Annotated in this window: 21 protein-coding genes; 10 read left to right on the forward strand and 11 right to left on the reverse strand. The window is 69.8% G+C overall.

Going from position 1 to position 26,913, the window contains the following annotated elements; translation table 11 throughout:
* Positions 1-42: 42 nt before the first annotated feature.
* The 4 genes from ACO07H_RS10995 to ACO07H_RS11010 all read right to left on the reverse strand — a co-directional run bounded on the left by ACO07H_RS10995 (position 43) and on the right by ACO07H_RS11010 (position 9,538).
* Positions 43-1,962: a DUF3482 domain-containing protein gene (locus ACO07H_RS10995; RefSeq protein WP_422013996.1), complete on the reverse strand. Its 1,920-nt coding sequence runs from the start codon at positions 1,960-1,962 to the stop codon at positions 43-45.
* Between the two features lie 3 nt (positions 1,963-1,965).
* Entirely contained in the window at positions 1,966-6,210 is a 4,245-nt protein-coding gene (locus ACO07H_RS11000; protein ID WP_422013998.1) for a DEAD/DEAH box helicase, read from the reverse strand.
* Between the two features lie 75 nt (positions 6,211-6,285).
* Complete coding sequence (locus ACO07H_RS11005; RefSeq protein WP_422014000.1) at positions 6,286-7,812, reverse strand: DEAD/DEAH box helicase; 1,527 nt, start codon at positions 7,810-7,812, stop codon at positions 6,286-6,288.
* Between the two features lie 154 nt (positions 7,813-7,966).
* Entirely contained in the window at positions 7,967-9,538 is a 1,572-nt protein-coding gene (locus ACO07H_RS11010; RefSeq protein WP_422014002.1) for an ABC transporter substrate-binding protein, read from the reverse strand.
* Between the two features lie 178 nt (positions 9,539-9,716).
* On the opposite strand from ACO07H_RS11010, the gene ettA reads away from it, so the two are divergent.
* From ettA to ACO07H_RS11030, 4 genes are all read left to right on the forward strand, one after another.
* Positions 9,717-11,381 (forward strand): energy-dependent translational throttle protein EttA, encoded by a 1,665-nt coding sequence (gene ettA, locus ACO07H_RS11015; RefSeq protein ID WP_422014004.1) that lies wholly within the window; start codon positions 9,717-9,719, stop codon positions 11,379-11,381.
* 190 nt (positions 11,382-11,571) lie between these two features.
* Positions 11,572-12,060 (forward strand): Spy/CpxP family protein refolding chaperone, encoded by a 489-nt coding sequence (locus ACO07H_RS11020; protein ID WP_422014006.1) that lies wholly within the window; start codon positions 11,572-11,574, stop codon positions 12,058-12,060.
* A gap of 91 nt (positions 12,061-12,151) precedes the next feature.
* Positions 12,152-12,862 carry a response regulator gene (locus ACO07H_RS11025; protein ID WP_422014008.1) on the forward strand — a complete coding sequence of 237 codons (711 nt, stop codon included), beginning with the start codon at positions 12,152-12,154 and terminating at the stop codon, positions 12,860-12,862.
* A 165-nt stretch (positions 12,863-13,027) separates the two neighbouring features.
* Positions 13,028-14,422, forward strand: coding sequence for a HAMP domain-containing sensor histidine kinase (locus ACO07H_RS11030; RefSeq protein WP_422014010.1), 1,395 nt, complete (start codon positions 13,028-13,030; stop codon positions 14,420-14,422).
* A gap of 1 nt (position 14,423) precedes the next feature.
* On the opposite strand, the gene ACO07H_RS11035 is transcribed toward ACO07H_RS11030, so the two are convergent.
* From ACO07H_RS11035 to trpS, 3 genes are read right to left on the reverse strand one after another with little or no spacing between them, the layout of a single operon-like run.
* A complete protein-coding gene (locus ACO07H_RS11035) occupies positions 14,424-15,767 on the reverse strand; it encodes an MATE family efflux transporter (protein ID WP_422014012.1) in 1,344 nt (447 codons plus the stop codon).
* Positions 15,764-16,174 (reverse strand): DUF3717 domain-containing protein, encoded by a 411-nt coding sequence (locus tag ACO07H_RS11040; RefSeq protein ID WP_422014014.1) that lies wholly within the window; start codon positions 16,172-16,174, stop codon positions 15,764-15,766. The genes ACO07H_RS11035 and ACO07H_RS11040 overlap by 4 nt, the downstream gene beginning before the upstream one ends.
* Positions 16,171-17,172 (reverse strand): tryptophan--tRNA ligase, encoded by a 1,002-nt coding sequence (gene trpS / locus ACO07H_RS11045; protein ID WP_422014016.1) that lies wholly within the window; start codon positions 17,170-17,172, stop codon positions 16,171-16,173. The genes ACO07H_RS11040 and trpS overlap by 4 nt, the downstream gene beginning before the upstream one ends.
* 71 nt (positions 17,173-17,243) lie before the next feature.
* On the opposite strand from trpS, the gene purN reads away from it, so the two are divergent.
* Positions 17,244-17,876, forward strand: coding sequence for a phosphoribosylglycinamide formyltransferase (gene purN, locus ACO07H_RS11050; RefSeq protein WP_422014018.1), 633 nt, complete (start codon positions 17,244-17,246; stop codon positions 17,874-17,876).
* A gap of 74 nt (positions 17,877-17,950) precedes the next feature.
* On the opposite strand, the gene ACO07H_RS11055 is transcribed toward purN, so the two are convergent.
* Positions 17,951-18,595 (reverse strand): DUF1345 domain-containing protein, encoded by a 645-nt coding sequence (locus tag ACO07H_RS11055; protein ID WP_422014020.1) that lies wholly within the window; start codon positions 18,593-18,595, stop codon positions 17,951-17,953.
* Positions 18,596-18,631: 36 nt separating this feature from the next.
* Between ACO07H_RS11055 and ACO07H_RS11060 the strand changes: the two genes are divergently transcribed.
* From ACO07H_RS11060 to ACO07H_RS11070, 3 genes are all read left to right on the forward strand, one after another.
* The gene (locus tag ACO07H_RS11060) at positions 18,632-19,894 is read left to right on the forward strand and encodes an RsmB/NOP family class I SAM-dependent RNA methyltransferase (RefSeq protein WP_422014022.1); all 1,263 of its coding nucleotides are present in this window, start codon (positions 18,632-18,634) and stop codon (positions 19,892-19,894) included.
* Positions 19,895-20,035: 141 nt separating this feature from the next.
* The gene (locus tag ACO07H_RS11065) at positions 20,036-21,247 is read left to right on the forward strand and encodes a DesA family fatty acid desaturase (protein ID WP_422014024.1); all 1,212 of its coding nucleotides are present in this window, start codon (positions 20,036-20,038) and stop codon (positions 21,245-21,247) included.
* 100 nt (positions 21,248-21,347) lie between these two features.
* Positions 21,348-21,845, forward strand: a complete 498-nt coding sequence (locus ACO07H_RS11070; protein ID WP_422014026.1) for a DUF3016 domain-containing protein — start codon at positions 21,348-21,350, stop codon at positions 21,843-21,845.
* A 211-nt stretch (positions 21,846-22,056) separates the two neighbouring features.
* Here ACO07H_RS11070 and rpmG read toward each other — a convergent pair whose 3' ends face one another.
* From rpmG to trxB, 3 genes are all read right to left on the reverse strand, one after another.
* On the reverse strand, positions 22,057-22,227 hold the full coding sequence (gene rpmG, locus ACO07H_RS11075; protein WP_025564431.1) for a 50S ribosomal protein L33: 171 nt from the start codon (positions 22,225-22,227) through the stop codon (positions 22,057-22,059).
* Positions 22,228-22,261: 34 nt separating this feature from the next.
* On the reverse strand, positions 22,262-22,495 hold the full coding sequence (gene rpmB, locus ACO07H_RS11080) for a 50S ribosomal protein L28 (RefSeq protein ID WP_422014029.1): 234 nt from the start codon (positions 22,493-22,495) through the stop codon (positions 22,262-22,264).
* Positions 22,496-22,673: 178 nt separating this feature from the next.
* Positions 22,674-23,633: a thioredoxin-disulfide reductase gene (gene trxB, locus ACO07H_RS11085; protein WP_422014031.1), complete on the reverse strand. Its 960-nt coding sequence runs from the start codon at positions 23,631-23,633 to the stop codon at positions 22,674-22,676.
* Positions 23,634-23,796: 163 nt separating this feature from the next.
* On the opposite strand from trxB, the gene ACO07H_RS11090 reads away from it, so the two are divergent.
* Together ACO07H_RS11090 and ACO07H_RS11095 are read left to right on the forward strand one after the other, a co-directional pair.
* Positions 23,797-24,465, forward strand: coding sequence for a Crp/Fnr family transcriptional regulator (locus ACO07H_RS11090; protein WP_056196243.1), 669 nt, complete (start codon positions 23,797-23,799; stop codon positions 24,463-24,465).
* 64 nt (positions 24,466-24,529) lie between these two features.
* On the forward strand, positions 24,530-26,908 hold the full coding sequence (locus tag ACO07H_RS11095) for a DNA translocase FtsK (RefSeq protein ID WP_422014033.1): 2,379 nt from the start codon (positions 24,530-24,532) through the stop codon (positions 26,906-26,908).
* The last annotated feature ends 5 nt before the right edge of the window (positions 26,909-26,913 follow it).

Genomic DNA, 26,913 nt, shown 5'->3' on the forward strand with positions numbered 1-26,913 from the left:
CGGTGCCGTGCGGCCCGCGCGGCGATCAGGCGTCGATGCGCGTCAGGGCTGACCCGCCAGCGCATCCGCCTCGCGGAGCAGCGCCTCGCAGGCGTGCGCGAGCAGCGTGCCGAGCTGCAGCTGCACCTGCGGCGGCTTGCCCTGCAAGGCCTGGCCCCAGGCCTGTGCGGCGATCAGGGCTTGCAGCCTGGCCGCCGGCAGCTTCAGGCCGATCTGCGCCTGCCAGACCTCCAGCACCTCGCCGACCAGCAGCGGCGCGGCGTCCGTCAGCTCGATGTGCAGCGAGGCCGTGCGCCGGCCCTGGCGCCGGTTCAGCCACTCCGTGAGGCCGCTGCCCGCCACGCCGCCCACCACCGCGCCCAGCAGCGCGCCGGCGCCCAGCGTCAGGCCACCGGCGGCGAGGTCCGCCCCCAGGCCCGTGGCCGCACCGCCGATCGCGCCGCCCAGCATCGAATGGCGCGCGACCGGCCGGGGGCGCACCACCTGGTGCGGCCAGCGGTCCGCGGCGGACGGCGCCATGTCGGCGGCGGCCTCCTGGCCGTAGAGCTCGCGCAGGCGATCCGCCAGCACCTGCAGCTGCTGCGCCACGGCCTTGCTCAGCTGCGCCTGCGGGTCGGCGCCTTCGGGCAGGTGCAGCGGCTGCAGGCACAGCGTGGCCAGCGCCTGGGCCATGAGCTGCCGGGCCTGGCCCTCGCACTCGCGCACCGGTGCCTCCCAGGCTTGCAGCAGGCGCTGCCAGGCCGCTTGCCGGTGCGGTGGCCACAGTGGGCCCAGGGCGAGCAGTTGGCGGCGCTGCGACGGCCACCCTGGCTGCACGACGGGCAGGTCGTCGGCCGCGATGCGGGCATCGAACGCCGGGGCCGCCACGGGCACGGCGCTCAGCCGCGCCAGCGCGCGGGCGTGCCAGGCGACGGGCAGGATGGCGGGGGCGGCATCGGCCCGCGCCACCAGCAACCGGTCGCCCTGCGGGCTGCTCAGCCGCTCGCCGGCCTCGCCCAGCAGGCTGCCTGCCAGCACGCGCCGCGGGTCGATCACCAGCAGGCGCAGGTCGGCGGGGCCGCTGCCCACCCGCAGCGGCAGCGCCCGCGCCAGCCGCCAGCTGCGCTGGCCGGCGTGCAGCACCAGCAGCAGGCGCGGCAGTGCCACGAGCGCCACCGTCGCGGCCAGCAGATGCAGCCAGTCCGCCGCCAGCGCCTGCGGGCCTTGCAGCGCGCCGTGGCGCAGCGGGCCGACGTCCGGCACCGCCAGGCCGGTCAGCCAGGCGGCCGGGGCCAGCAGCACGTCGGCCAGGCGCTGCACCTGGGTGGCGTCGAGGTAGGTGCTTTCCCAGCCGATCAGGATCTCCAGCCCCAGCGCCCGCAGGTACAGGCCGGCGATCAGGCCCAGGCTCATGCCCAGCAGCGCGAGATGCCACAGCAGCGCACACCGCGCCGCCTGCAGCGGCAGGCTGAGCCGCCACCAATGCGCCAGCGCCTGGCCCGCGCGCCCGCGGGCACCGGGCGTCAGCAGGCGCCGCCACAGGCGCATGACCCAGCCGTCGTCGGTCAGTGGGCGGGGCCCCTTGAACGCCAGCGCCAGCAGCACACCGTAGGCCAGCAATTGCAGGCCGAGGAAGGTCCACAGCGGCAGCGCCAGCAGGTTCAGCTGCTGCCCGCCCAGCCGGTCCATGCCGATGCCCAGGGCCAGGCCTGCCGCTGCCGCCACCAACGCCCAGCGCAGCGACCACAGGCGCCGCGCCAGCATCTGCGACAGCCGGTCGTCGCGCTCGCCCAGGCGCTGCGCGGCATGGCGCGCACGCGCCAGCCGGAAGTCGGCGGCGCCCTCGGCCCGTGCCTGCTGCGTGGCCCAGCGGGCGTCATCGGCCGACCACAGCGCGCCCACGTCATGGCTCTCGGCCCAGTCCAGCAGCGCCACGCGCCGCGCAGCGGCCTCGGGCGCGACGACGTCGGGTTCGGGTCGCAAGGGTCAGTCCTCCAGCAGGGCCGCCAGCGCCTGCGCGTCCAGCGGGCCGGCCTGCTCATGGCCTTCCAGCATGCCCTCGGCCAGGCCGCGTTTGTCGCGGTGCAGCTCGATGATGCGTTCTTCCACCGAGCCGGCCGTCACCAGCCGGTAGACGGTCACCGGCCGCTGCTGGCCCATGCGGTGGGCGCGGCCGCTGGCCTGGTCCTCGGCGGCGGGGTTCCACCATGGGTCGACGATGAGCACGTAGTCGGCCATCGTCAGGTTCAGGCCGAAGCCGCCGGCCTTCAGGCTGATGAGGAACACGTCGCCGCCGTCCGCGCCGCCGCGCTGGAAGGCCGCGACGCGCTTGGTGCGCTCGGCCTGGGGCGTGCTGCCGTCCAGGCGCTGGTGCGGCACGGCCATCTGCGTGAGGCGCTCGCCGAGCAGGTCAAGGTAGTCGGTGAACTGGCTGAAGACCAGCGCCTTGTGCCCGCCGTCGACCAGCTCGCGCACGATGCGCTCGAACTCCGCCATCTTGCTGCCGATCAGGCCCAGCTCGGGCGACACCAGGCGCGGGTCGCAGGCGGCGCGGCGCAGCCGCATCAGCTCGGCCAGCACCTGCATGGGCGCGGCGCGCTCGTTGCCGGCCGCGGCGGCGGCCACGGCGGCCTGGGCGTCGCGGCGCAGCGCTTCCAGGAAGTGGCGCTCGGGCTCGCTGGGCTGCACGCGGTGGACGATCTCGGTGCGGGCGGGCAGGTCCTGCAGCACCTGCGCCTTGGTCCGGCGCAGCAGAAAGGGCGCGACCAGGCGGCGCAGCCGCGCGCGCGCCGGCGCGTCCTGCTGGCGCTCGATGGGGCCGGCGAAGCGCTCGTTGAACTGCTGCGGCGAGCCCAGCAGCCCGGGGTTGATCAGGTTCATGATGGACCACAGGTCCGCCAGCCGGTTTTCCACCGGCGTGCCCGAGAGGGCCAGGCGGAAGTCGGCATCGAATTCGGCGACGGACTTGGCCCGCTTGGTGGCGGCGTTCTTCAGCGCCTGCGCCTCGTCCAGCACCAGCGTGGCCCAGCGGCGGCCGGCGAAGGCCTCGGCGTCGATCTGCGCCAGCGCGTAGCTGGCGACGATGACGTCGCCCGGCCCGGCGCGCTGCAGCAGCGCGGCGCGGTCGCCGGCCTCGCCGTAGACGTGGCAGCTCAGCGCGGGCGCGAACGTGGCGCACTCGGCCTGCCAGTTGCCGCAGACCGACGTGGGGGCCAGCACCAGCGCCGGGCCGCCGGCCGACCGGTCCAGGAGCAGGGCCAGTGCCTGGAGGGTCTTGCCCAGGCCCATGTCGTCGGCCAGGCAGGCGCCGAAGCCGGCCGCGGCCAGGCGGCTCATCCAGGCATGGCCCTCGGCCTGGTAGCCGCGCAGCTCGGCCTTCAGGCCCGCCGGCACCCGGGGCTGCAGCGCGGCGGCGGCGCCGAGCTGGGCCAGGCGCTCGCGCCAGGGCTTGTCGCCGCCGAGTTGGGTGCCGGCCAGGCCGTGCTCCAGCCAGGCGGCGCCGGCCTGGGGCAGTTGCAGCTCGCCTTTCTTGAGCTGGGCCAGCGCGTCCAGGTCGCGCAACTGCTGGCGCAGTTGTTCGGAGAGCGCCAGGTAGTGGCCCTCGGCCAGGCGCACGAAGCGGCTGCGGCTGCTGCGGCTCAAGGCCAGCAGCTCCTGCAGGCCCAGCACGCGGCCTTCGTCGACGCGTGCCTCGCCGGTCAGCCCCAGCCAGTCGCGCCCGCTGCTCACCTGGATCTGCACGGCGTCGCTGTCCAGCGGCTTGACCCGTACCGGCTTGCCCTTGGGCCAGTCCAGCGCGGCGATGCCGGGCAGGCCGGGCAGGCGCTCCACGGCGGCGAGGGCCTGCTCGGCGTCGTCCAGCAGCCAGGGCTGGTCGCCGGGCTGTTCGGGGTCGAGGAAGGGCAGGGCGTCGATCACGTCGGCGCGGTGCCGGGTTTCGGCGGCAAGGTCGCGCTCGGTGGTGAGGCTCACGCCCTCGTGCAGGCACATCAGCCGCGCACGGCCCTGGCCGGGCGTGACGACCGGGCCGAAGTCGCCGAACGGCTGGGCCACCAGCAGCAGCGAGAGGCCGTCGCCCTGGGGCGTGAGGCGGGCGCGCAGGCGGCTGTCGCCGCGCACGGGTTCGCCGGCTTCGGCGTCGCTGTGCAGCTGGAAATGACCGGTCAGCACCTGCAGCGCCGCGCCCAGCTCGGCCGTGGCCTGCGCCGGCACGCGCCAGCCCTGCGCCACCAGCTCGGCCACGCGGCGCTGCGTGGGCGTGATGCGGATGAGGCGCGCGCGCCCCGGGCCTTCGCGCAGCACGCGCTGGGCATCGCGGCGCTCTCGCTCGGCCTCGGCCTGGGCGCCGAAGCGCGCGCCGGCGTGGGCCGGCTCGCCGGTGACCAGCGGCGGATGCAGGTGGAACTCGAAGGCTTCCTCGGCGCCCTGGCCCACGCGCCTGACCTCCAGCTCGGGCTGGCCCTCGCCCAGCTCCACCCACTGCCCGGGCGCGTCGGCAAACATCAGGTGCGGGTGGCCGATCAGCGCCAGGAGGGCCTGGCTCACGTCCAGGCGCAGGTCGTGCACGCCGGCCCAGGCGTCGCGCTCGATGTGGCGCAGCACCAGGTTGTCGCGGCTGCGCTGCGCGCCCTGCTTCTTCAGCCGGGCCAGCGTCACGGGCTTGAACTTGAGGCCGCCGCGGGCGCCGGTGTGCATCTCCAGCGGCTCCAGCGTGTGCACGCGGCCGGCGGCGTCCAGGCTGAGCTGCCAGGCCAGCTCGGGCTTGGCGGCGCTGGCGGCGGGCTTGCCGTCGTCGCTGAGGGCGACGATGGCGGCCAGCGCGTCCTGCCAGGCCTGGCGCGGCTGGCCGAGGAAGTTGGCGACGCGCGTGGGTTCGGCGCCGCCCAGCTCCAGGCGTTTCAGGGCCGGGCGCAGGTACTCGGCCAGCAAGGTCTCGTCGGGGCCGAGGCCGGCGAGCAGGTCCTGCGCCAGTTCGGGCGTCCAGCCCGGCGCCGGCTTGCCCAGCCAGGCGGCGAGCAGCAGGCGGTCCACCGGCGCGGCGTCGCCCGGCGCGTGGGGATGAAAGGCGGCTTCGAGAAAGCTGTCCTCGCCCAGCTTGACACCGATGCCATGCGCCCACAGCCCCCAGCCCTCATAGGCCGTGGGGCTGCGGCTGCCAGACTCGGCGACCGCGTACTTGCGCGCCTGCGCCCAGGCCTTGGGGTCGTCCTGGGCCAGCAGGCCGAGCAGGTACAGGCGGGCGGTGTCCAGCGACAGCGCGTTGCGGCGGCTGCGGCTGGCCGAGTGGATGGCCTTGATGGCGGCCCCGAAGCCGGCACTGGCCTCGGCCCAACGGCCTTCGACGAGGGCGCGCGTGGCGGCCAGCAGCGTGACGCCGGGGCCTTCGAGGCCGCGCAGATGCTGCGCCGCACGGTCCAGTTCCAGGGCCAGCATGTCGGCCTCGGCCAGACGCGCGCGCATCGGGATGCTGAGGGCCTGGGTGCCGGCCTGCAGCCAGGCGCGCAGCTCGGCGCGAATGGGGTGGCCGGCGGGCAGCACGTCCAGCAACCGGCCCAGCAGGTCGTCGCGCAGCTCGGGGTCGATCTGGCCCAGCAGCCTGGGGCACCAGGGGTCGATCAGCGCCTGCATGGCCAGCATCGGCGGGCTCAGCTCCTGCAGGCGCGTGTTGATCAGCTCGCGGTACTCGGCCGCCGGCATGCCCGAGAAGATCATCAGGCGCAGCACGGTGCGCATGTCCTCGGCGTTGCGGAAGTTGACCCAGGCGATGGGGTCCTGCCAGTCGCCCCGGCCGGAGCCCAGCAGCCACAGGCGCTGGCGCCAGTAGCGCTCGTGGCCGGGTGCGGCCAGCAGTGTCTGCAGGCGCTTGGCATGGTCGGCCAGCGAGACGCGCGTGCCCTTGCCGTACAGCCCCTCGGCGCGGCGCTGGGCGACCAGCGCCTGCAGGCCGTCGCGCGTGGCGTAGTGGTCGAAGGCCTCGCCATGGGCGCGCTCGCGGCCCGTCAGCGACAGCCATTGCAGGACGGCATTGATGCTGGCCGTGCCGCCCAGCAGCAGCAGGGCGTCGAGCAGGGTCTGCAGGTCGGCCTCGGGCAGCGCGTCGGGCGCGGCGCGCTGCTGCGTGCGCTCGGCCGCCTTGGCCTCCTGGATCTTGCGCAGCATCTCCTGGGCGGTGACGACGGTGCCGTCGGGCAGGTTGAACTTGAGCGAGTTGTCGAGCGGGGGGCGGGCCATGGGGCGGGATTAGATCAGCGCACCGGCAAAAAAACGGCCCGCACAGGGCGGGCCGCTTGGCAATGCGCGGGAGGCTCAGCGTTTGGGCTGGGTCAGGCGCGGGCCGTTGTTGTGGCGGGGTGCGCCGCCGTTGCTGCCGCGGGCGGGCTGGGCGCCAGCCGCGCGCGGTGCATGCTCGGCATGCGGCTTGGGCGCGGTCTTGGCACCGCCCACGCCGGTGTGGCCGCCAGGCTTGCCGCCCGGGCGGCCCTGGCCTTCACGGCCGCCGTCGCGCGAGCCGCCACGGCCAGCACCACCACCGCCGCCAGGGCGGCCGCCACGGCCACCGCCATTGCCGCGGCCTCCGCTGCCGTTGGCCCCGGCCGGCGGGTTGGGGTTGCGGCCCCGGCTGCCGTTGGGGTTCAGCACGGTGCGGCCCAGCACGATGGGCTCGGCCCGCTCGTTGGGGTCAGGGGCGAAGCCGGGCACGACTTCCTTCGGGATCTCGCGCTTGATGAGGCGCTCGATGTCCTTGAGGAAGCCGTTCTCATCGATGCAGACCAGGCTGACCGCCTCGCCCTGCGCGCCGGCGCGGCCGGTGCGGCCGATGCGGTGGACATAGTCCTCCGCGACATTGGGCAGCTCGAAGTTGACGACGTGGGGCAGCTGGTCGATGTCGATGCCGCGGGCGGCGATGTCGGTGGCCACCAGGCAGGTCAGGTCACCGGCCTTGAAGTCGGCCAGCGCCTTGGTGCGCGCACCCTGGCTCTTGTTGCCGTGGATGGCCATGGCGCTGATGCCCTGGTCGTTCAGGTAGTCGGTCAGGCGGTTGGCACCGTGCTTCATGCGCGTGAAGATGAGCACCTGGTGCCAGGGCTCGCCACCGTGGCCGCCCTTGATGAGGTGGGCCAGCAGTTCCTTCTTGCGCTCGCGGCCGACCGGGTGGACCTTCTGCGCGATGGCGTCGTTGGTCTGGTTGCGGCGGGCCACCTCGATCAGCGCCGGGGCGTTGAGCAGGCGGTCGGCGAGGTTCTTGATCTCGTCGCTGAAGGTGGCGCTGAACAGCAGCGACTGCTTCTTGGCGGGCAGCAGCGCGAGCACCTTCTTGATGTCGTGCACGAAGCCCATGTCGAGCATGCGGTCGGCTTCGTCCAGCACCAGGATCTGCACCTGCGACAGGTCCAGCGTGCCTTGCTGCGCGTGGTCCAGCAGGCGGCCGGGCGTGGCCACGAGGATGTCGACGCCGTCGCGCAGCTTGTTGATCTGCGGCTGCATGCCGACGCCGCCGAACATGACCATGCTCTTGAGCGGCAGGTACTTGCCGTAGGTCTGCACGCTTTCCTCGACCTGGGCGGCCAGTTCGCGGGTGGGCGTCAGCACGAGGGCGCGGATGGCGACCTTGCCGCGCTTGTTGAGCAGCTTCTCGCCGGTGGACAGGCGGTGCAGCATGGGCAGCGTGAAGCCGGCGGTCTTGCCGGTGCCGGTCTGCGCGCCGGCCAGCAGGTCGCCACCGTTCAAGACAGCGGGAATGGCCTGGGCCTGGATGGGGGTGGGGGTGGTGTAGCCAGCGTCAGCAATGGCCTTGAGCAGCGGAGCCGCCAGGCCGAGGGAATCGAAACTCATCGAGAAAGGGAGTGAGCACGCCTGGTCGCATCGCCTGCCGCGCCGCGGAGAGCGGCGCCAGTCTTCGGGCAGGGCGGGCAGCGTGCAGGGGCTGAAAAAGAGAACGCCGCGCAAGACTGAGAAGCGCGGCGATCGGCTCATTCTAGCCGTTGGTCTATTTCCCGACCGTGACCCAGTCCATGCTGGCCCAGTTGTTGGGCGAATGCGGCAGGGCCACGTCCTTGCGCATCGCCCACGGGATGACCTGGCGGTGCAGCGGAATGATGTTGACCTGGTCGCGAAAGCCCTGCAGCGCGGCCTTCACGAGCGCTTCGCGCTTGTGCGGGTCGGTCTCGACGGTGGAGGCGGCCGCGAGCGCGTCGGCCTCGTTGTTGATGGAGCCGCCGTAGTTGGACACGCCCACGCCCTGCTCGCCGCGATTGCGCAGCACGGGGGTGAGCATGACGTCGGCGTCCGTCGAGCCGCCGCCCCAGCCGGCGAGGTACAGGCTGGTATCGAACTTCTCGACCTTGGGGAAGAACAGCGTGCGCGGCATCGCGTTGACCTTGACCTTCACCTTGATCTGCGCCCACATGCTGGCCAGCGCGATGCAGATGCGCTCGTCGTTGACATAGCGGTTGTTGGGGCAGTCCATCGTCACCTCGAAACCCTCGGCGTAGCCGGCCTCGGCCATGAGCTTCCTCGCAGCCGCCACGTCGTAGGGCAGGCGGGTTTCCAGCCTGGGATCGCCGTAGGCGCCGCGTGGCGACGAGGTCAGGCCGCCGGTGGGCTGGGCGTAGCCGTTCATCAGCTTGGTGCGGATGGCCTCGATGTCGATGGCGTGATACAGCGCGCGCCGCACGCGCAAGTCCTTGAACGGATTCCTGCCACCGGGCACCTCGCCGTACAGCAGCCGGTCGCGCGCCTGGTCCATGCCGATGAAGACGAGCCGGTTCTCCTCGCCGTCCAGCACCTTGAGCCCGGGCTGCGTGCGCAGGCGGGCGACGTCGCGCGGCGGCGGGTCCAGCACGAAGTCGACCTCGCCCGTGATCAGCGCGGCGGTGCGCGTGGCGTCGTTGGCGATGGGCAGGTAGGTGAAGGCCTGCAGGTTGCCTTCGAACGTGCCCCACCAGGCGGGGTTGCGCCGGAACACCGTCTTCACGCCCGGCTGGCGGCTGACGAGGATGAAGGGCCCCGTGCCGTTGGCGTTCTGGCTGGCATACGACTCCTCCTGCTTCTTGAAGTCCAGCGGCCGCGTCACGCGGTGCTGCTCGCACCAGCGCCGGCTCATGATGAAGAGGTTGGCCATCAGCTCGGGCACGACGGGGTTGGGCTTGTCCAGCGTGAAGACGACGGTCAGCGGGTCCACGGCCTTCGGGATGCCCACCGCGTTGGCGAACACGCGCTGCGGCGCGTTGGCGTCGCGCAGGCGCTGCATCGAGAACACGACGTCGTCGGCCGTGAACGGCGTGCCGTCGTGGAACCTGACGCCGGCGCGCAGCTTGAAGCGCCAGCTGGTGGGCGAGAGCTGCGTCCATTCGGTGGCCAGCGACGGCCCCATGGTCATGTCCTTCATGCGCCGCGTCAGGCCCTCGTAGACCTGGCTGTTCAGGCTGTTGGTCATGAGCTCGTTCTGCGAGTGCGGGTCGGTGGTCTGCATGTCGCCCTGGCTGGACCAGCGCAGGGTCTGGGCCTGGCACAGGGCCGCGAGCACGGTCATGACGGCGGTAGCAAGCAGTCGGCGCATGGTCGTCCTTCCTGGAAGAGGCCCCAGTCTGCGTGCAACGCCTGTGCGCCGTCTCAGCAGGAACCCGCGTGACCAGGGCGCCGGCCAGCCTCTGCGACAATCACGCGCATTGCGGGCCTGGTGCGTTGGCGCCAGGGCCCGCGTTCGCTTTTCCGATTCCCAGAACCACGCGAGCACCATGGCCCAGTACGTCTTCTCGATGAACCGTGTGAACAAGACGGTTCCCCCCAAGCGCCACATCCTCAAGGACATCTCGCTGAGCTTCTTCCCCGGCGCCAAGATCGGCGTGCTGGGCGTGAACGGCTCCGGCAAGTCGACCATCCTGAAGATCATGGCTGGTGTCGACAAGGAGTACGAGGGCGAGGCGATCCCGATGCCCGGCATCAAGATCGGCTACCTCGAGCAGGAGCCGCGCCTGAACCCCGAGCAGACCGTGCGCGAGGCGGTGGAAGAAGGCATCGGCGGCGTGCTGGCGGCCAAGAAGCGGCTGGACGAGGTCTATGCCGCCTATGCCGAGCCTGACGCCGACTTCGACGCGCTGGCCGCCGAGCAGGGCGAGCTGGAGGCGATCATCGCCGCCGCCGGCTCGGAGAACACCGACCTGCAGCTGGAGCTGGCCGCCGACGCGCTGAACCTGCCGCCCTGGGACGCCGTCATCGGCGTGCTGTCCGGCGGCGAGAAGCGCCGTGTGGCGCTGTGCCGCCTGCTGCTGTCCAAGCCCGACATGCTGCTGCTGGACGAGCCCACCAACCACTTGGACGCCGAGTCGGTCGAGTGGCTGGAGCAGTTCCTGCAGCGTTTCCCCGGCACCGTGGTGGCCATCACCCATGATCGCTACTTCCTGGACAACGCCGCCGAGTGGATTCTGGAACTCGACCGTGGCCACGGCATCCCGTGGAAGGGCAACTACTCCGACTGGCTGGACCAGAAGGAAAAGCGCCTGGAGCAGGAGCAGAAGTCCGAGGACGCCCGCGCCAAGGCGATGAAGGAGGAACTGAAGTGGGTCCGCTCCAACGCCAAGGGCCGCCAGGCCAAGAGCAAGGCGCGCCTGGCCCGCTTCGAGGAACTCTCGGACGTCGAGTACCAGCAGCGCAATGTCACCAACGAAATCTTCATTCCCGTGGCCGAGCGCCTGGGCAATGAGGTCATCGAGTTCGAGAACGTCAGCAAGAGCTTCGGCGACCGCGTGCTGATCGACAACCTGTCGTTCAAGGTGCCGGCCGGCGCCATCGTCGGCATCATCGGCCCCAACGGCGCCGGCAAGTCGACGCTGTTCCGCATGCTGCAGGGCGTGGAGCAGCCGGACAGCGGCACGGTCAAGATCGGCAAGACGGCCAAGATGGCTTTCGTGGACCAGAGCCGCGAGAGCATGGAAGCCGACAAGACGGTGTGGCAGGACGTCTCCGGCGGCCTGGACAACATCATCGTCGGCAAGTTCATCATGCCCAGCCGTGCCTACCTCGGCCGCTTCAACTTCAAGGGCAACGACCAGCAGAAGCTCGTCGGCGCGCTGTCCGGCGGCGAGCGTGGCCGCCTGCATCTGGCCAAGACGCTGGCCCAGGGCGGCAACGTGCTGATGCTGGACGAACCGTCCAACGACCTGGACGTGGAAACCCTGCGCGCGCTGGAAGAGGCGCTGCTGGAGTTCGCCGGCTCGGCCATGGTCATCAGCCATGACCGCTGGTTCCTGGACCGCATCTGCACGCACATCCTGGCCTGCGAAGGCAACTCGCAGTGGTTCTTCTTCGACGGCAACTTCCACGAGTACGAAGCCGACAAGAAGAAGCGACTGGGCGAGGAAGGCGCGCGCCCGAAGCGCATGCGCTTCAAGCCGATCAAGTGAGCGGCATAGAGCGTCCGCGCGACGGGCGGCAGCCCGCTCGGGCGGGCACCGCGCCGCTGCGCGCCAGAGGGCTTTCCCGCTGGTGTCCGTCTGGTGAAGACAACGGGACACAGTTCTTTACCGTGGTCCCATAGATGCCACACAGGGGGGTTAGAAGATGACTTCACCCCACTCTTCAAGGAGCCCCCTGATGACGATCTCCCGACTCCAGACCCTGTTGCGCACCGGTGCCGTCGCCGTGGCGCTGGTCATCGGCGGCGCCGCCGCGCACGCCCAGCCCGGCCCGGGCGGCCACCGCGGCGGCCCGGACATGATGGCCCCCGGCGGCCTGTTCGGCGGCCATCTGGACCATGTGCTCGAACTGGTCAACGCGACCGACGCGCAGCGCAGCCAGATCGACGCGATCTTCAAGGCGGCGCGTACCGACCTCGCGGCCCAGCGCAGCGCCGGCAGGCAGTTGCACGACCAGCAACTGGCGCTGTACACGGCCACCAACATCGACGCCGCCGCCATCGAAGCGCTGCGCGTGCAGATCAGTGCCCAGCACGAGGCGGCCTCCAAGCGCCTGAGCCAGGCCAGCATCGATGCCGCGCGCGTGCTGACGCCCGACCAGCGCACCAAGATCGCCGACCTGATGAAGAAGCGTCAGGCCCGCATGGCCAATCGGCCAGCCAACTGATTGCTTCAGGGCGAGGAGTTCTGCGATGCTTGAGCTTCGTACCCCCGGCGCGGAAACGCGCCGTCCCCTGTTCCTTTCGCAGGCCCCGCTGATGAGTGCCCGACTGCTGTTGATTGACGATGACGCCCGCCTGACCGGCATGGTGGGCGACTACCTGCGCGCCGCCGGCTTCGAGGTCAGCACGGCCGGCACCCTGGCGCAGGCGCGCGAGGCGCTGGCCCAGGGCCGCTTCGAGCTGATCGTGCTGGACATCATGCTGCCCGACGGCGACGGCCTGGACTTCTGCCGCTGGCTGCGTGGCGACGCGCGCTGGCGCCACCAGCCGGTGCTGATGCTGTCGGCCCGCGGCGAGCCCATGGACCGCATTCTGGGCCTGGAGCTGGGCGCAGACGATTACCTCGCCAAGCCCTTCGAGCCGCGCGAGCTGCAGGCCCGCGTCAAGGCGCTGCTGCGCCGGCTGGAGCCCAAGCTCGACGGCGATGAGGTGTTGCGCTTCGGCCGCCTGGAGATCGACCTGGCCGCCCGTGTGGCGCGCCTGGACGGCAAGATCTGCGACCTGACCAGCCACCAGTTCGACCTGCTCGTCGTGCTGGCGCAGAGCCCGGGTCGCGTGCTGAGCCGTGACCAGATCATGGACGCGCTCAAGGGCCATCCGCTGGAGGCCTTCGACCGCTCCATCGACGTGCACATCTCGCGCATCCGCGCCGTCATCGAGGAAGACGCCAAGAACCCGCGCCGCGTGCTGACCGTGCGTGGCGCAGGCTATGTCTTCGCCCGCAAGCAGGATGCCGACGCGGATTGAGATGCAGCCCTTCGTCCGGCCTTGCGTCGCTGAACGCGAGCGAGTGCTGTCCGTCCGCCTGATGGACGGCGATGCTTGCGGCACTGAGCCGCAGGCTCGTCGCCAGTGCGGGCCGGTTTGGCAGGAGCGGCCCGGCGCTCGGCCCGCAACAGTCGTGCGCCCCAGATGAAAAGCCTCTACGTTCGTATCTACCTGACGCTGGTGGCGCTGCTGCTGGCGTTCGCCTTCGGCTCGGCCTGGCTGTTCCAGCGCCACATCGAGCAGGAGCGCGGCAGCGTCGAGACCGCGGCGGGCGAGCGGCTCAATGCAATGGCGGCGTTGCTCAAGCTGGCGATGCCGCCTGCCACCGCGCCGCGCGAGGAGCAGGCCGCGGCGTTCGCCGACTGGGGCCAGCGCCTGCGCATGGCGATCGCGCTGGAGGATGCGGATGGCAAGCGCATCGCCACGACGCAGATGTTCCAGCGCCGCGTGGACGAACCCGGCGCCATCGTCGTCAGCACCGGCCTGGGGGATGGCCGCAGCCTGGAGATGGTGCGCAGCGTGCGCCCGCCGGGCCAGCCCGATTCGCGCATGGCCGGGCAGATGGGTCCGGGCGCGGCCAGCCCGCCGTGGCCGGGCGCGAGCCGCCCGCCGCGCCTGGACGACGGCCCCTGGGCGGGGCCTTGGCTGCACCGGCCCGTGTCGCCCGGTGCGCCGGCGGTGTCCACGCTGGCCATCGTGCTGCTGCTGCTGTTCATCGGCGTGGCGGTGGGTGCCTACCCGGTCGTGCGCCGGCTCACGCGGCGGCTGGAAGCGCTCAAGCGCGGCGTCGAGCAGTTCGGTGCCGGCCAGCTGGCCCATCGTGTGGACGACAGCGGTCGCGATGAAGTGGCTGCCGTGGCCGCCAGCTTCAACCTTGCCGCCGGCCGCATCGAGACGCTGCTGCGTTCGCACCAGACATTGCTGGCCAACGCCAGCCATGAGCTGCGCTCGCCGCTGGCGCGGCTGAAGATGGCCTTTGCGATGCTGGATGGCGCCGGGTCCGCCCAGCGCGAGAAGCTGGCGCGCGAGATCGACGTGAACATCGCCGAGCTCGATGCGCTCGTCGAGGAAGTGCTGCTGGCGAGCCGGCTCGAGGCCGGCAGCGCGCTGGGCGAGACGCACACGGTGGACCTGCTGGCGCTGGGTGCGGAGGAGGCGGCCCGCGCCGAGGTGGCCTTCGAGCCCGAGACCGATTCGGCCCGCATCCAGGGTCAGGAGCGCCTGCTGCGCCGGGCGCTGCGCAACCTGCTGGACAACGCGCGCCGCTACGGCGGGCCGGATGTCGAACTGGTGCTGCGGCCCGTGGCCGGCGGCCACGAGTTCGTCGTGGCCGACCGCGGCCCAGGCGTTCCCGCCGAGCTGCGCGAGCGCATCTTCGAGGCGTTCTACCGCCTGCCCGGGCATGCCGAGATGGCGGGCGGCGTGGGCCTGGGGCTGAGCCTGGTCAAGCAGATTGCCGAGCGCCATGGCGGCAGCGTGCGCTGCCTGCCGCGGGACGGCGGCGGCAGCCGCTTCGTGATCTTCCTGCCGGCGCGCTGAGTCAGCGGTTCTCGTCGAACACGCGCCTGAGCAGCAGGCCCAGCAGCAGCGCGGCCATCAGCAGGCCGGCCGTCGCGGCCTGCCAGAAACCCACGGCACCGGCCGCAGTGTTGCCGAAGGCCAGCACATAGCCGCCGCCGATGCCCAGGCCCCACAGCGCGACGACGTAGATGACCATGGGCAGCGTCGCGACCTGGTAGGCCCGCAGCACGTAGGCGGCGACGGTCTGCAGCGCATCGCCCAGGTGGAAGAACCACACCCACACCAGCAGCGGCAGCGCTGCCGCCGCGGCCTCCGGGCTGGACGTGTAGAGCGCGACGATGGGCTCGCGCGCCCAGGCGACGACCGCACCCACGCCTGCGGCCACCAGCGCGGCCAGCGTCATCGCATGGCGGCCGACGATGCGGGCCTCGCGCGTCTGCGCGGCACCCAGGTGCTGGGCGACCAGCGTGCCGGCGGCGGTGGCCAGCGCCAGCGCGATCATGAACATCATCGCGACGAGGTTCACGGCGATCTGGTGCCCGGCCACCGGCGTCGCGCCCAGCCGCGCGATGAAGAAGGCCATGAAGGTGAAGCCCGTCACCTCCACGAGGATGGAGCCCCCCATGGGCAGGCCCAGGCGCACCAGGCCCCACAGGTCTGCCCAGCGCGGCCGCGTCTGCCACAGGTGCGGGATCAGGAAGGGCTGGTAGAACGCATCGCGCCTGAGCATCACCTGCGCGGCCAGCAACTGCGCCGTCATCGCGATGGCCGTGGCCCAGCCGCAGCCGGCCACGCCCATGGCCGGGATGGGGCCCCAGCCGAACACCAGCACCGCGTTCAGCGGCACCTTGGCCGCCAGGCCCGTGAGCTGCATGGCCATGACGGCCTTGGGCCGGCTCACCGCCGTGGAGAAGCCGCGGAACGCTGCGAACAGCAGCCCCGCCGGCAGCGCGAAGGCCTCGGGCCGCGTGTACGCGCGCACCTTGTCCGCCTGTGCGGCGTCGAGCTGCGCGAGCCAGATGAACGGGTCGGGGAACCACAGCGCCAGGCTGCCCGGCACGCACAGCAAAAGCGCCAACCACTGCGCCTGCACGAAGCTGCGGCCCGAGCCGGGCAGGTCGCCGGCGCCGAACTGCCGGCCCGCGATGGGGCCGACCGCGAGCACGATGCCCATCAGGCCGACGAAGATGGACACGTAGGCCGCCGAACCCACGGCCAGGCCGGCCAGGTCCTGCGGGCCGACGCGGCCCATCATCAGTGTGTCCACCGTGCTGAACATCATCACGGCCAGTTGGCCCACGAGCACCGGCCAGGCCTGCGGCACCAGGCGGCGCACGCTGTCGATGAAGCGGATGCGGGTCACTTCGGCACCCGTTCGGCATAGCGGTTGAACCGCCAGGCCGTGCCTTCGTGCGTGATGCGCTGCCACACGAGGCGCTTCTCGAACGGGTCCAGCCCCGGCCACTGCTGCACCTCGTCGAAGCTGCGGCCGCAGCCCTTGCAGACCGGGTCGCCTTGCGCGGTGGAGCAGATGGCGATGCAGGGGGAGTCGGGCGTGGTTTCGTACCAGGCCAGCCAGGCTCCCAGTGCCTTGTCGCTCAGCGCGTCGACGTCCAGTTCGCTGTCACGTTGCCAGGCCAGCAGCGCATAGGCCTCGGCCAGCGCGCGCACCTCGGGCGCGGCGCTGATGCCGTCGGGCGACGGCGAACGCTCACGCCACCAGTTGATGGCGGCTTCGAGGTCGGTGACATGGATGATCTCGACGCTCAAGCCACCAGCCCCATGGCCGCACGCACCTCGCGCAGCGTCTTGCGCGCCACGGCGCGGGCGCGTTCGGTGCCCACTTCCAGCGTCCACTGCACCTGCTGTGGGTCCAGTGCCGCGGCGCGTTCGCGCCAGGGCGCCTGCTCCTGCTGGATGGCTTCGATCAGCGGTTGCTTGCAGTCCAGGCAGCCGATGCTGGCGGTGCGGCAGCCGGTGTCGCAGGCCGCACGCGTGGCGTCGTCGGTGTAGATCTGGTGCAGCGGCCAGACCGGGCAGCGGGTCGGGTCGCCGGCATCGGTGCGGCGCACGCGCTGCGGGTCGGTGGGCATGGTGCGGATCTTGACGGCGGTGACTTCGGGTTCGTCGCGCATCGCGATGGCGTTGTCCAGGCTCTTGCTCATCTTCTGGCCGTCCAGGCCGGGCACGCGGGCGGTCTCGGTCAGCAGCGCCTGCGGCTCGACGAAGATGGGCGCGTTCCCGGCGTAGAGCCGGTTGAAGCGCCGCGCGACCTCGCGGGTCACCTCGACATGGGCCGCCTGGTCCTCGCCCACCGGCACACCGGCCGGCTTGTAGAGCAGGATGTCGGCCGCCTGCAGCAGCGGGTAGCCGAGGAAGCCATAGGTCGCCAGCTCGGGGTCGGCGGCCACCTGGTCCTTGTAGCTGGGCATGCGCGCGAGCCAGCTCGACGGCGTGCACATCGCCAGCAGCGTGAACAGCTCGGCGTGTTCGGGCATGCGGCTCTGCAGGAACAGCGTGCAGCGCTCGGGGTCGATGCCGGCGGCGAGCCAGTCGGTGACCATCTCGTAGACGTGGCGCGTCAGCGTCTCGCCGCTGGGGCGCTGCGTGGTCAGCGCGTGCCAGTCGGCGACGAAGAAGAAGCCCTCGTGGCTGTCCTGCAGCCGCACCCAGTTCTTGATGGCGCCGTGGTAGTGGCCGAGGTGCAGGGCGCCGGTGGGGCGCATGCCGGAGAGCACGCGCGGGCGGGTGGGGGCGGGGAGGGACATGGGGCGCGGATTGTCGTTCAAGGCCGTTGTCCTGCCGGTGGCCATGGCCGACAGTCCTAAACTGCCGCCCCATGAAAAGGCTGGTGATTCTGATTTCCGGGCGTGGTTCCAACATGCAGGCCATCGTCAAGGCGTGCCAGGCCGAGGGCTGGCCGGCCGAGGTGGCGGCCGTCATCAGCAACCGGCCCGACGCGGGCGGTCTGCCGTTCGCCGCGTCGCACGGCATCGCGACGGCGGTCGTGGACCACAAGGCCTTTGCCAGCCGTGAAGACTTCGACGCCGAGCTGGCCCGCGTCATCGACGGCTTCTCGCCCGACCTCGTCGTGCTGGCGGGCTTCATGCGCATCCTGACGCCCGCCTTCACGGCACGGTACGCGCGCCGCATGCTGAACATCCACCCGTCGCTGCTGCCCGCCTTCACGGGCCTGCACACGCATGAGCGTGCCATCGCGATGGGCTGCAAGGTGGCCGGCGTGACGGTGCACTTCGTGACCGCCGAACTGGACCACGGCGCCATCGTCATGCAGGCCGCCGTGCCGGTGCTGCCGGGCGACGACGCGAAGGCGCTGTCGGCGCGCGTGCTGGCGGCCGAGCACCGCATCTATCCGCAGTCGGTGCGCTGGTTCATCGAGGGTGCGCTGGTGTGGAACGGCGAGGTGGTCAGCCACCGCGACGGCGCTGCGCAACAGCTTTTGCTTGCCTAGGCCTCACGCGGCCGTCGTGTCTTCAATCGGGCCGAGCGCTGGGCCGCTCCCGAGCCGGCCCGTCGGGCGAGGGGCTAGCTGATCAGCCCGGCCAGGATATTGATCGACAGCGCCAGCACGCCGGTGTTGAACACGAAGGACAGCAGCGCCTGCAGCAGCACCAGCCGGCGCATGGGCCGCGAGCTGACGGCGATGTCCGAGGTCTGCGACGTGGCTGCGACGGTGATCGAGAAGTACAGGAAGTCGCCGTAATCCGGCGGGCCGTCGTCGCAGGGGAACTCCAGGCCGTGCGCCTTCTGGCCGCGCCGGTGGTAGAGGCTCGCGTAGGCCAGGCCGAACTCCACCGGCAGAAGCAGCCAGGAGCCGGTCACCGTGGCCAGTGCCAGCCCGATGTAGCGCGTGTCGTGCGCCTGCTTGGCGGCCTGCAACTCCAGCGTGATGGCCGCCATGCTGGCCAGCGCGCCCAGTGCCGCCAGCAGCAGCATGGCCGGGATGCCCTCGCTCAGGTCCCGCGCCTTGCGCTGCACGTCGATGCGGTCGCCACGGGCCAGCATCATCCACAGCACCAGGGGCAGGTAGATCCAGATCACCAGGTTCCAGCCCAGCAGCGCGCGGGTGACGGCGGACAGCGGTGTGGGCCAGGCCCAGGCGATGATGCTGCCGACCAGCAGGGCCGTCAGCAGCCGGGGGCGCAGCCGCAACTGCTTCAGCAGATTCATGTGAGGTGGCGCGAAGGGCCTTGGGATAATGGGGCGATGCATCCTAATGCCCTGCTGGAGCTGTGCGGCGAGTTGATCGCCGCCGTCAACAAGCTCGACGCGCCCGCCGACGCCACCGTCTCGGCCTTCTTCCGTCAACACAAGAACCTGGGCCAGCGCGAGCGTGCCAGCCTGGCTGAAACCGTCTACGCGCTGCTGCGCGAGCGGCTCAAGTTCCAGAACCTGGCCCAAAGCGGCAGCGGCCCGCTGAACCGCCGCCTCGCCATGCTCGCCTGGCGTGGCAGCGACACGTTCCTGCGGGGCGCACTGAGCCCGGCCGAGCAGCAGTGGCTGGCTCAGGTGCAGGCCATCTCGCCGGCCAGCCTGCCACCCAAGCTACGCCACAACATGCCTGACTGGCTGGCGGAGCCGTTGCTGGCCCGGCTGGGCGAAGAGGAGTTCTGGCAACTCGCCGCGTCGCTGAACGAGGCGGCACCGCTGGACCTGCGCGTCAACACGCTGAAGCTCAAGCGCGAGGAGGCGCAGGCCCAGCTCGCCGCGGCCGGCATCGAGGCGGTCCCCACGCCTTATTCGCCGCTGGGCCTGCGCGTGGATGGCAAGCCGGCGTTGAACAAGCTGGCGCTGTTCACCAGCGGCGCCATCGAGGTGCAGGACGAGGGCAGCCAGTTGCTGGCCCTGCTGCTGGCGCCCAAGCGCGGCGAGATGGTGGTGGACTTCTGCGCCGGCGCCGGCGGCAAGACGCTGGCGCTGGGCGCGGCGATGCGCAACACCGGCCGGCTCTACGCCTTTGACGTGTCGGGCCATCGGCTGGATGCGCTCAAGCCACGCCTGGCGCGCAGCGGCCTGTCCAATGTCTATCCCGCCCAGATTGCCCACGAGCGCGACGAACGCATCAAGCGGCTCGCGGGCAAGATCGACCGCGTGCTGGTCGATGCGCCGTGCTCGGGACTGGGCACGCTGCGCCGCAACCCGGACCTGAAGTGGCGCCAGTCGCCCCAGGCGGTGGTGGAGCTGCAGGCCAAGCAGCGCGCCATCCTCGCCAGCGCGGCGTGCCTGGTGAAGCCGGGCGGGCGCCTGGTCTACGCGACCTGCAGCCTGCTGGACGCCGAGAACGAGGTCATCGCGGCCGAATTCGCGGCCGCCCACCCCGACTTCAAGCCCGTGGCCGCGGACGAGGCGCTGGCCAAGTCGCAAGTGGAGCGTGCGGGCGAACTGGTGGAAAACGGTGCCCTCCGGCTGTGGCCTCACCGGCATGCGATGGACGGCTTCTTCGCCGTCGCCTGGGAGCGTGCGGCCTGAAATCGGCTTGATCGCGGTCAACAAAGCGTCGATTCACACGCCGACCGCCCGTTTGAGGTGCATCAAACCCCTTGAAATTGGGGGGAGGCCTCTACAATCGAGGTTCCTTTGCATGGCCGGCTTGGCCGAGGTCCTGGACGCATGAACGACATCCTGAACGCACTGCTGAACTGGCTGGCCAATGGCTTGGCCGACTTCAGTGCCTGGCAACTGGTGGTCTACACCCTGGTGGTGACCCACATCACGATTGCTGCCGTCACGATCTTCCTGCATCGTGCCCAAGCCCACCGTGCGCTTGACCTGGGACCCATCCCGTCGCATTTCTTCCGCTTCTGGCTGTGGCTGACCACAGGCATGGTCACCCGCGAGTGGGTCGCCATCCACCGCAAGCACCACGCCAAGTGTGAGACCGAGGAAGACCCCCACAGCCCGCAGACCCGCGGCCTGAAGAAGGTGCTGGCCGAGGGTGCCGAGCTCTACCGCGCCGAGGCCAAGAACGCCGAGACCATCGCCAAGTACAGCCGCGGCACGCCCGAGGACTGGATCGAGCGCAACCTCTACACCCGCTACAGCTGGCAGGGCGTGGCGTTGATGCTCATCATCAACATGGCCTTGTTCGGCGCCATCGGCGCCTCGATCTGGGCCGTGCAGATGATCTGGATTCCGATCTGGGCCGCTGGCGTCATCAATGGCATCGGCCACTACTGGGGCTACCGCAACTTCGAAGCGCCCGACGCGTCCACCAACCTGACGCCGTGGACGCTGATCGTGGGTGGTGAGGAACTGCACAACAACCACCACACCTATCCGACCTCGGCCAAGTTCTCGGTCAAGCCGTACGAATTCGACATCGGCTGGATGTACATCCGTGGCCTGGAGATGCTGGGCATGGCCAAGGTGCGCAAGACGGCGCCCAAGCTGAGCCTGGGCGAGATCAAGCCGGCCGATGCGCGCACGCTGGAGGCGCTGATCGCCAATCGCTATGAGGTCATGGCCCACTATGCCCGTGAGCTGAAGGCCGCCTGCGCCGCCGAGCTGGCCAAGGTGAAGGCCGAAGGGGGCAAGCACAGCGAGCGCTTCACGCAGTTCAAGCAGGCCAAGCGTTGGCTGCACCGCGACGAGGACCGCATCCCCGCTTCCGTGCATGGTGATCTCGCCCATGTCCGCGCGGCCAGCCCTGTCATCGACAAGCTGGTGACCATGCGCGAAGAGCTGCGCCAGATGTGGACGCGCACGAACGTGTCGGCCGAGCAACTGGTTACCGACTTGCAAGCCTGGTGCCGCCGGGCCGAGGAGAGCGGCATTGCCGAGTTGCAGGCGTTTTCGATGCGCCTGCGTGCCGCGCACGCCTGATTGCGTCACACGGATGTAAAAGGGCGCCCCTTGGGGCGCCCTTTTTTCTTGACTGGCCTAGACTCAAAGAAGCAAGCTGCTGAATCCTAGGAGGCATGCCATGAAGTACCGCTGGATCGCTCTGGCCCTTTTTCCCCTGGTTGTCGTCGCTCACGCAGACGTGAAGGTGGATTTCGTCAACCCAGAGAAGTTCTCTGACATCCGCGACAACACGGGGTTCACCAACAAGGCCGTACTCAAAGATATCGAGGCCTATCTGGTGACCCAGTTCGGCAAGCGGATGCCCGGCAAGGAGGTGCACATCTCGGTGACCGACGTGAACCTGGCTGGGGAAATCGAGCCAGTTGGCGGGATGGCACAGTGGTTGCGCGTCATGCGCACCGTGACGTCGCCATCGATGGAGCTGACATACGAGATCCGCGACGGCGACAAGGTGGTGCAGCAGGGTACGGCGAAGCTCCGGGACATCGATTACCAGAACAGCTTCAACTCCATGTCGAGCAGTGATCCGCTGCGCTACGAGAAGCACATGATGGACCGCTGGATGGATCGCGAATTCGGCCGTGCCGTTGCGGCTGGTTCGCCGGAAGGGCGATGACACTGCCGAGAAGCCACTGGGTCGAATTTGGTTTCCAAGCCCGCTAGGCAGAGGTGTTTTGCCCGCTTTGTCTGTCGGATGAGCTTGCTTCGAGGCGAGGCACTTCTGTTGTTCAAGTCTTCGCCACCGGGCATGTTTTCGAACCGGTTCCAACCTGAGACAGGCAACAAAAAACCCGCCTAGGCGGGTTTTCTGCTTTGGGCTCCAAGCCTTACTTCAGCTTGATTTCCTTGTACAAGACGTGCTTGCGCGCCTTGGGGTCGAACTTCATGAATTCGAGCTTTTCGGGCGTCGTCTTCTTGTTCTTGTTGGTCGTGTAGAAGTGGCCGGTGCCCGCGGTGGACTCCAGCTTGATCTTTTCGCGTCCGCCTTTGGATGCCATGGTCGTGTTCCTTCAGTAGGTCAGTGGGCGTCGATCAGAGCGCGCCCTTGGCGCGCAGATCGGCGATGACTTGGTCGATGCCGACCTTGTCAATCAAACGCAGAGCGGCGTTGGTGATGCGCAGACGCACCCAACGGTTCTCGGACTCCACCCAGAAACGGCGGTATTGCAGGTTCGGCAGGAACCGGCGCTTGGTTTTGTTGTTGGCATGGGAAACATTGTTCCCGACCATGGGCTTCTTGCCCGTGACTTGACAGACGCGTGCCATGACGCTTCTCCACTCTGATGTTTGACCAGTCACCCAAGCTCCTCGGGCAACCCTATGACCGCAATACCTGCCAAACCCGGCCCGACGAAACGGGCCAAGCGCGGTCTATCCAGCAGGCAAGCCGACGAGTATAGCGGAAAACCCGTGAGGCCGTGAGGGGCTTGGCGGCGTCGTCCGCTCAGCCGTTCTCCTGCTCCAGGAAGCGCTGCGCATCCAGCGCGGCCATGCAGCCAGTGCCGGCGCTCGTGATGGCCTGGCGGTAGACATGGTCCTGCACGTCGCCTGCAGCGAAGACGCCCGGCACGCTGGTCATCGTGGCGAAGCCAGCCAGCCCGCTCTTCGTGATGATGTAGCCGTCCTTCATCTCCAACTGGCCCTGGAAGATGTCGGTGTTGGGGTGGTGGCCGATGGCGATGAAGCAGCCGTGCAGCGGGATGTCGGACGTGCTGTCGTCCAGCGTGCTGCGGATGCGCACGCCGGTGACGCCCGATGCGTCGCCCAGCACCTCGTCGAGTTGCTGGAAGAAGTGCAGCACGATCTTGCCGGCGTCCGCCTTCTCCTTCAGCTTGTCGATCAGGATGGGCTCGGCGCGGAACTTGTCGCGGCGGTGGATCAGGTGCACGGTGCTGGCGATGTTGGACAGGTACAGCGCCTCTTCGACGGCCGTGTTGCCGCCGCCCACGACGCAGACCTCCTGGCCCCGGTAGAAGAAGCCGTCGCAGGTCGCGCAGCCGCTGACGCCGCGGCCCATGAAGGCCTGCTCGGACTCCAGGCCCAGGTACTTGGCCGAGGCACCGGTGGCGATGATCAGCGCGTCGCAGGTGTAGGTGCCGCTGTCGCCGACCAGCGCGAACGGCCGCTTGGAGAAGTCGACCTGGTTGATGTGGTCGAACACGATCTGCGTCTGGAAGCGCTCGGCATGCTGCTGGAAGCGCTGCATCAGCTCCGGCCCCTGCACGCCCATCACGTCGGCGGGCCAGTTGTCGACCTCGGTGGTCGTCATCAGCTGGCCGCCCTGGGCCATGCCGGTGATCAGCGTGGGCTTCAGATTGGCACGTGCGGCGTAGATGGCGGCGGTGTAGCCGGCCGGGCCGGAACCGAGGATGAGCAGGCCGTGGTGTTGGATGGATGCGGTCATGGCTGGGGAAATGAGGGCAGTGGACGGGCTTGCAAGTTGGTTCCGCGGTGAAAACCCCGACCCCAACCATTGAGGCAAGCCCTGCCGGGTGTGCACAATGCACGCCATTTTAGGCAGGCGACTTTTCGTGCGCCGGCTTGGGCCTCAAAACTGGAGAATGCATATGGCGATGATTTCCAACCTGGACCTGATCCGCCGGGTTCCGCTGTTCTCGATGCTGACCACCGACCAGGCCCAGTCCATCGCCGACAGCGTCGTCAAGCGCCGCTTCAAGCGTGGCGAGCTGATCGTCGAGCAAGGCACGAAGTCCAACGCGCTGTTCATCCTGCTCAACGGCCGCGCCCGGGTCTTGACGGCCGACCACCGGGGCCGGGAGGTCATCCTGGCCGTGCTGCAGTCCGGCGACTACGTCGGCGAGATGAGCCTCATCGACAACGAGCCGCATTCGGCCACCGTGCGCGCCGAGGTGCAGACCGACATGCTGGTGCTCGGTCGCCTGGAGTTCGCGCGCTGCCTGCCCGAGAGCAGCAGCCTGTCCTACGGCATCCTGCGCGGCCTCGTGGCGCGGCTGCGCAATGCCGATCGCCAGATCGAGTCGCTCGCGCTGCTGGACGTCTACGGCCGCGTCGCGCGCACGCTGCTGGACATGTCCGAGGACGAGAAAGGCATCAAGCTCATCCGCGGCAAGGTCTCGCGCCAGGACATGGCCAAGGTCGTCGGCGCGTCGCGCGAGATGGTCAGCCGCGTCATGAAGGACCTGGAGGAGCGTGGCGTCATCGAGACGCTGGAGAACGGCTCCGTGGTCATCAAAGAGCGCCTGACGCACGACTGAAGTCGGCTGAAGCTCGCCTGATTCGGCGACAGGTATCCAGGAGAGGCCGGGGCACAATGCCGGCATGAGTTTTCCCCTGGGTTCCCTGCTGGGCGGCGACGCGGCCGCCAGCGAAGCCGCCACTCCCGCCAAGCCCACCCGCCGCAGCGCGCCCAAGCGCGAGGCCAGCCCGCCGTCGACGACATCGCGGTTGCTGCGCACACCGCTGTGGCTGGCGTTGACCGCCTTTGCGCTCGCGCTGCTCGTGCTGTCGCTGGCCACGCACGATCTGCGCGACGCCGCCTTCAGCACCAGCGGGCAGCGTGATCTCGTGGGCAACCGCGTCGGCGCCTTTGGCGCCTGGGCGTCGGACGGCCTGCTGTTCCTGTTCGGTTTTTCGGCCTGGTGGCTGCCGTTGCTGGCGCTGCGCGGCTGGTTGACGAGCCTCGCAGGCCTGCTGCGCCACGACGTGGCGCCCGTGCTGCGCTGGAGCCAGCGGGTGCGCTGGTGGGCGGGCATCGTGCTGCTCATCGGCGCGAGCTGCGCGCTGGAATGGAGCCGCCTGTACGCGCTGGAGCCGCGCCTGCCCGGCCACGCCGGCGGCCTGCTCGGCTACACGCTTGGGCCCTTGGGCATGAAGGGGCTGGGCTTCGCGGGCTCCGGCGTCGTCTGGATCGTGCTGCTGCTGACCGGCATGTCCTGGGCGCTGCGCTTCTCCTGGGGGCACCTGGCGGAGCGCATCGGCGAACGTCTGGAGCAACTGCGCGAGCAGCACATCGAGAAGCGCGAGATCAAGGCCGACCAGAAGGCCGGCGAGCAGGCGGTCAAGGAACGCGAGCACGAGGTCGAGGTCGAACGCCAGATCGAAAGGCAGGTCGAGGCCGAGCACGCGCCGCTGGTCATCGAGGCCCCGGTGGTCGAGGTGCCGCAGTCCACACGCGTCGCCAAGGAGCGCCAGCAGACGCTGTTCGTCGACGCGGGTGACGCCAAGCTGCCGCAGGTCGACTTGCTGGACGCCGCCCCCGGCCGCCAGGAGACGGTGACGCCCGAGTCGCTGGAGATGACCAGCCGTCTCATCGAGAAGAAGTTGCGTGACTTCGGCGTCGAGGTGCACGTCGTGGCTGCGTCGCCGGGCCCGGTCATCACGCGTTACGAGATCGAACCGGCCACCGGCGTGAAGGGCTCGCAGATCGTCGGCCTGGCCAAGGACCTGGCGCGCAGCTTGAGCCTGGTGTCCATCCGCGTCGTCGAGACGATCCCCGGCAAGAACTACATGGCGCTGGAGCTGCCCAACGCGCGCCGCCAGACCATCCGCCTGTCCGAGATCCTGGGTTCGCAGGTCTATGCCGACGCGGCCTCGCAGCTGACCATGGGCCTGGGCAAGGACATCGTGGGCCTGCCCATCGTCGCCGACCTCGCCAAGATGCCGCACTGCCTGGTGGCCGGCACGACTGGTTCCGGCAAGTCGGTGGGCATCAACGCGATGATCCTCAGCCTGCTCTACAAGGCCGAGGCGCGCGACGTGCGGCTCATCCTCATCGACCCCAAGATGCTGGAGATGAGCGTCTACGAGGGCATCCCGCACCTGCTGGCGCCGGTCGTGACCGACATGAAGCAGGCCAGCAACGCGCTGAACTGGTGTGTCGGCGAGATGGAGCGGCGCTACAAGCTCATGTCCAAGATGGGCGTGCGCAACCTGGCCGGCTACAACAAGAAGATCGACGAGGCCAAGGCCAACGGCATCAGCATCCCGAACCCGTTCGCGCTGAACAACGACGAACCCGAGCCACTGGAGCGCCTGCCCTTCATCGTCGTCGTCATCGACGAACTGGCCGATCTGATGATGGTCGTCGGCAAGAAGATCGAGGAGCTGATCGCGCGCCTCGCGCAGAAGGCGCGCGCGGCCGGCATCCACCTGATCCTGGCCACGCAGCGGCCGTCGGTGGACGTCATCACCGGCCTCATCAAGGCCAACATCCCGACGCGCTTGTCCTTCCAGGTCAGCTCCAAGATCGACAGCCGCACCATCCTCGACCAGATGGGCGCCGAGGCGCTGCTGGGCATGGGCGACATGCTCTACATGCCCTCTGGCACCGGCCTGCCCATCCGCGTGCACGGCGCCTTTGTCAGCGATGACGAGGTGCACCGCGTGGTGCAGTACATCAAGTCGCAGGGCGAGCCGAACTACATCGAAGGCATCCTCGAAGGTGGCGTGCTCGACGGCATCGACGGCGAAGCGCCCGCGCCGGGCGAGGCTGCGGGCGAGACCGACCCCATGTACGACCAGGCAGTGGCCATCGTCCTACAGCACCGCAAGGCGTCCATCTCGCTGGTGCAGCGCCACCTGCGCATAGGCTACAACCGCGCCGCGCGGCTGCTGGAGCAGATGGAGAAGTCCGGCCTCGTGGGCGCTCTGGCGTCCAACGGCAGCCGTGAATTGATCATCCCCAAACGCGACGAATAAGCGAC

The organism is Roseateles sp., assembly GCF_965229315.1.
GTDB lineage: Bacteria > Pseudomonadota > Gammaproteobacteria > Burkholderiales > Burkholderiaceae_C > Pelomonas.

Excerpts from the sequence above, each read along its gene's own strand:
- ACO07H_RS11000 (WP_422013998.1), bottom strand. The coding sequence starts at position 6,210 with ATGGCCCGCCCCCCGCTCGACAACTCGCTCAAGTTCAACCTGCCCGAC.
- ACO07H_RS11005 (WP_422014000.1), bottom strand. The coding sequence starts at position 7,812 with ATGAGTTTCGATTCCCTCGGCCTGGCGGCTCCGCTGCTCAAGGCCATT.
- ACO07H_RS11010 (WP_422014002.1), bottom strand. The coding sequence starts at position 9,538 with ATGCGCCGACTGCTTGCTACCGCCGTCATGACCGTGCTCGCGGCCCTG.
- ettA (WP_422014004.1), top strand. The coding sequence starts at position 9,717 with ATGGCCCAGTACGTCTTCTCGATGAACCGTGTGAACAAGACGGTTCCC.
- ACO07H_RS11020 (WP_422014006.1), top strand. The coding sequence starts at position 11,572 with ATGACGATCTCCCGACTCCAGACCCTGTTGCGCACCGGTGCCGTCGCC.
- ACO07H_RS11025 (WP_422014008.1), top strand. The coding sequence starts at position 12,152 with ATGAGTGCCCGACTGCTGTTGATTGACGATGACGCCCGCCTGACCGGC.
- ACO07H_RS11030 (WP_422014010.1), top strand. The coding sequence starts at position 13,028 with ATGAAAAGCCTCTACGTTCGTATCTACCTGACGCTGGTGGCGCTGCTG.
- trpS (WP_422014016.1), bottom strand. The coding sequence starts at position 17,172 with ATGTCCCTCCCCGCCCCCACCCGCCCGCGCGTGCTCTCCGGCATGCGC.
- purN (WP_422014018.1), top strand. The coding sequence starts at position 17,244 with ATGAAAAGGCTGGTGATTCTGATTTCCGGGCGTGGTTCCAACATGCAG.
- ACO07H_RS11055 (WP_422014020.1), bottom strand. The coding sequence starts at position 18,595 with ATGAATCTGCTGAAGCAGTTGCGGCTGCGCCCCCGGCTGCTGACGGCC.
- ACO07H_RS11060 (WP_422014022.1), top strand. The coding sequence starts at position 18,632 with ATGCATCCTAATGCCCTGCTGGAGCTGTGCGGCGAGTTGATCGCCGCC.
- ACO07H_RS11065 (WP_422014024.1), top strand. The coding sequence starts at position 20,036 with ATGAACGACATCCTGAACGCACTGCTGAACTGGCTGGCCAATGGCTTG.
- ACO07H_RS11070 (WP_422014026.1), top strand. The coding sequence starts at position 21,348 with ATGAAGTACCGCTGGATCGCTCTGGCCCTTTTTCCCCTGGTTGTCGTC.
- rpmG (WP_025564431.1), bottom strand. The coding sequence starts at position 22,227 with ATGGCATCCAAAGGCGGACGCGAAAAGATCAAGCTGGAGTCCACCGCG.
- rpmB (WP_422014029.1), bottom strand. The coding sequence starts at position 22,495 with ATGGCACGCGTCTGTCAAGTCACGGGCAAGAAGCCCATGGTCGGGAAC.
- trxB (WP_422014031.1), bottom strand. The coding sequence starts at position 23,633 with ATGACCGCATCCATCCAACACCACGGCCTGCTCATCCTCGGTTCCGGC.
- ACO07H_RS11090 (WP_056196243.1), top strand. The coding sequence starts at position 23,797 with ATGGCGATGATTTCCAACCTGGACCTGATCCGCCGGGTTCCGCTGTTC.
- ACO07H_RS11095 (WP_422014033.1), top strand. The coding sequence starts at position 24,530 with ATGAGTTTTCCCCTGGGTTCCCTGCTGGGCGGCGACGCGGCCGCCAGC.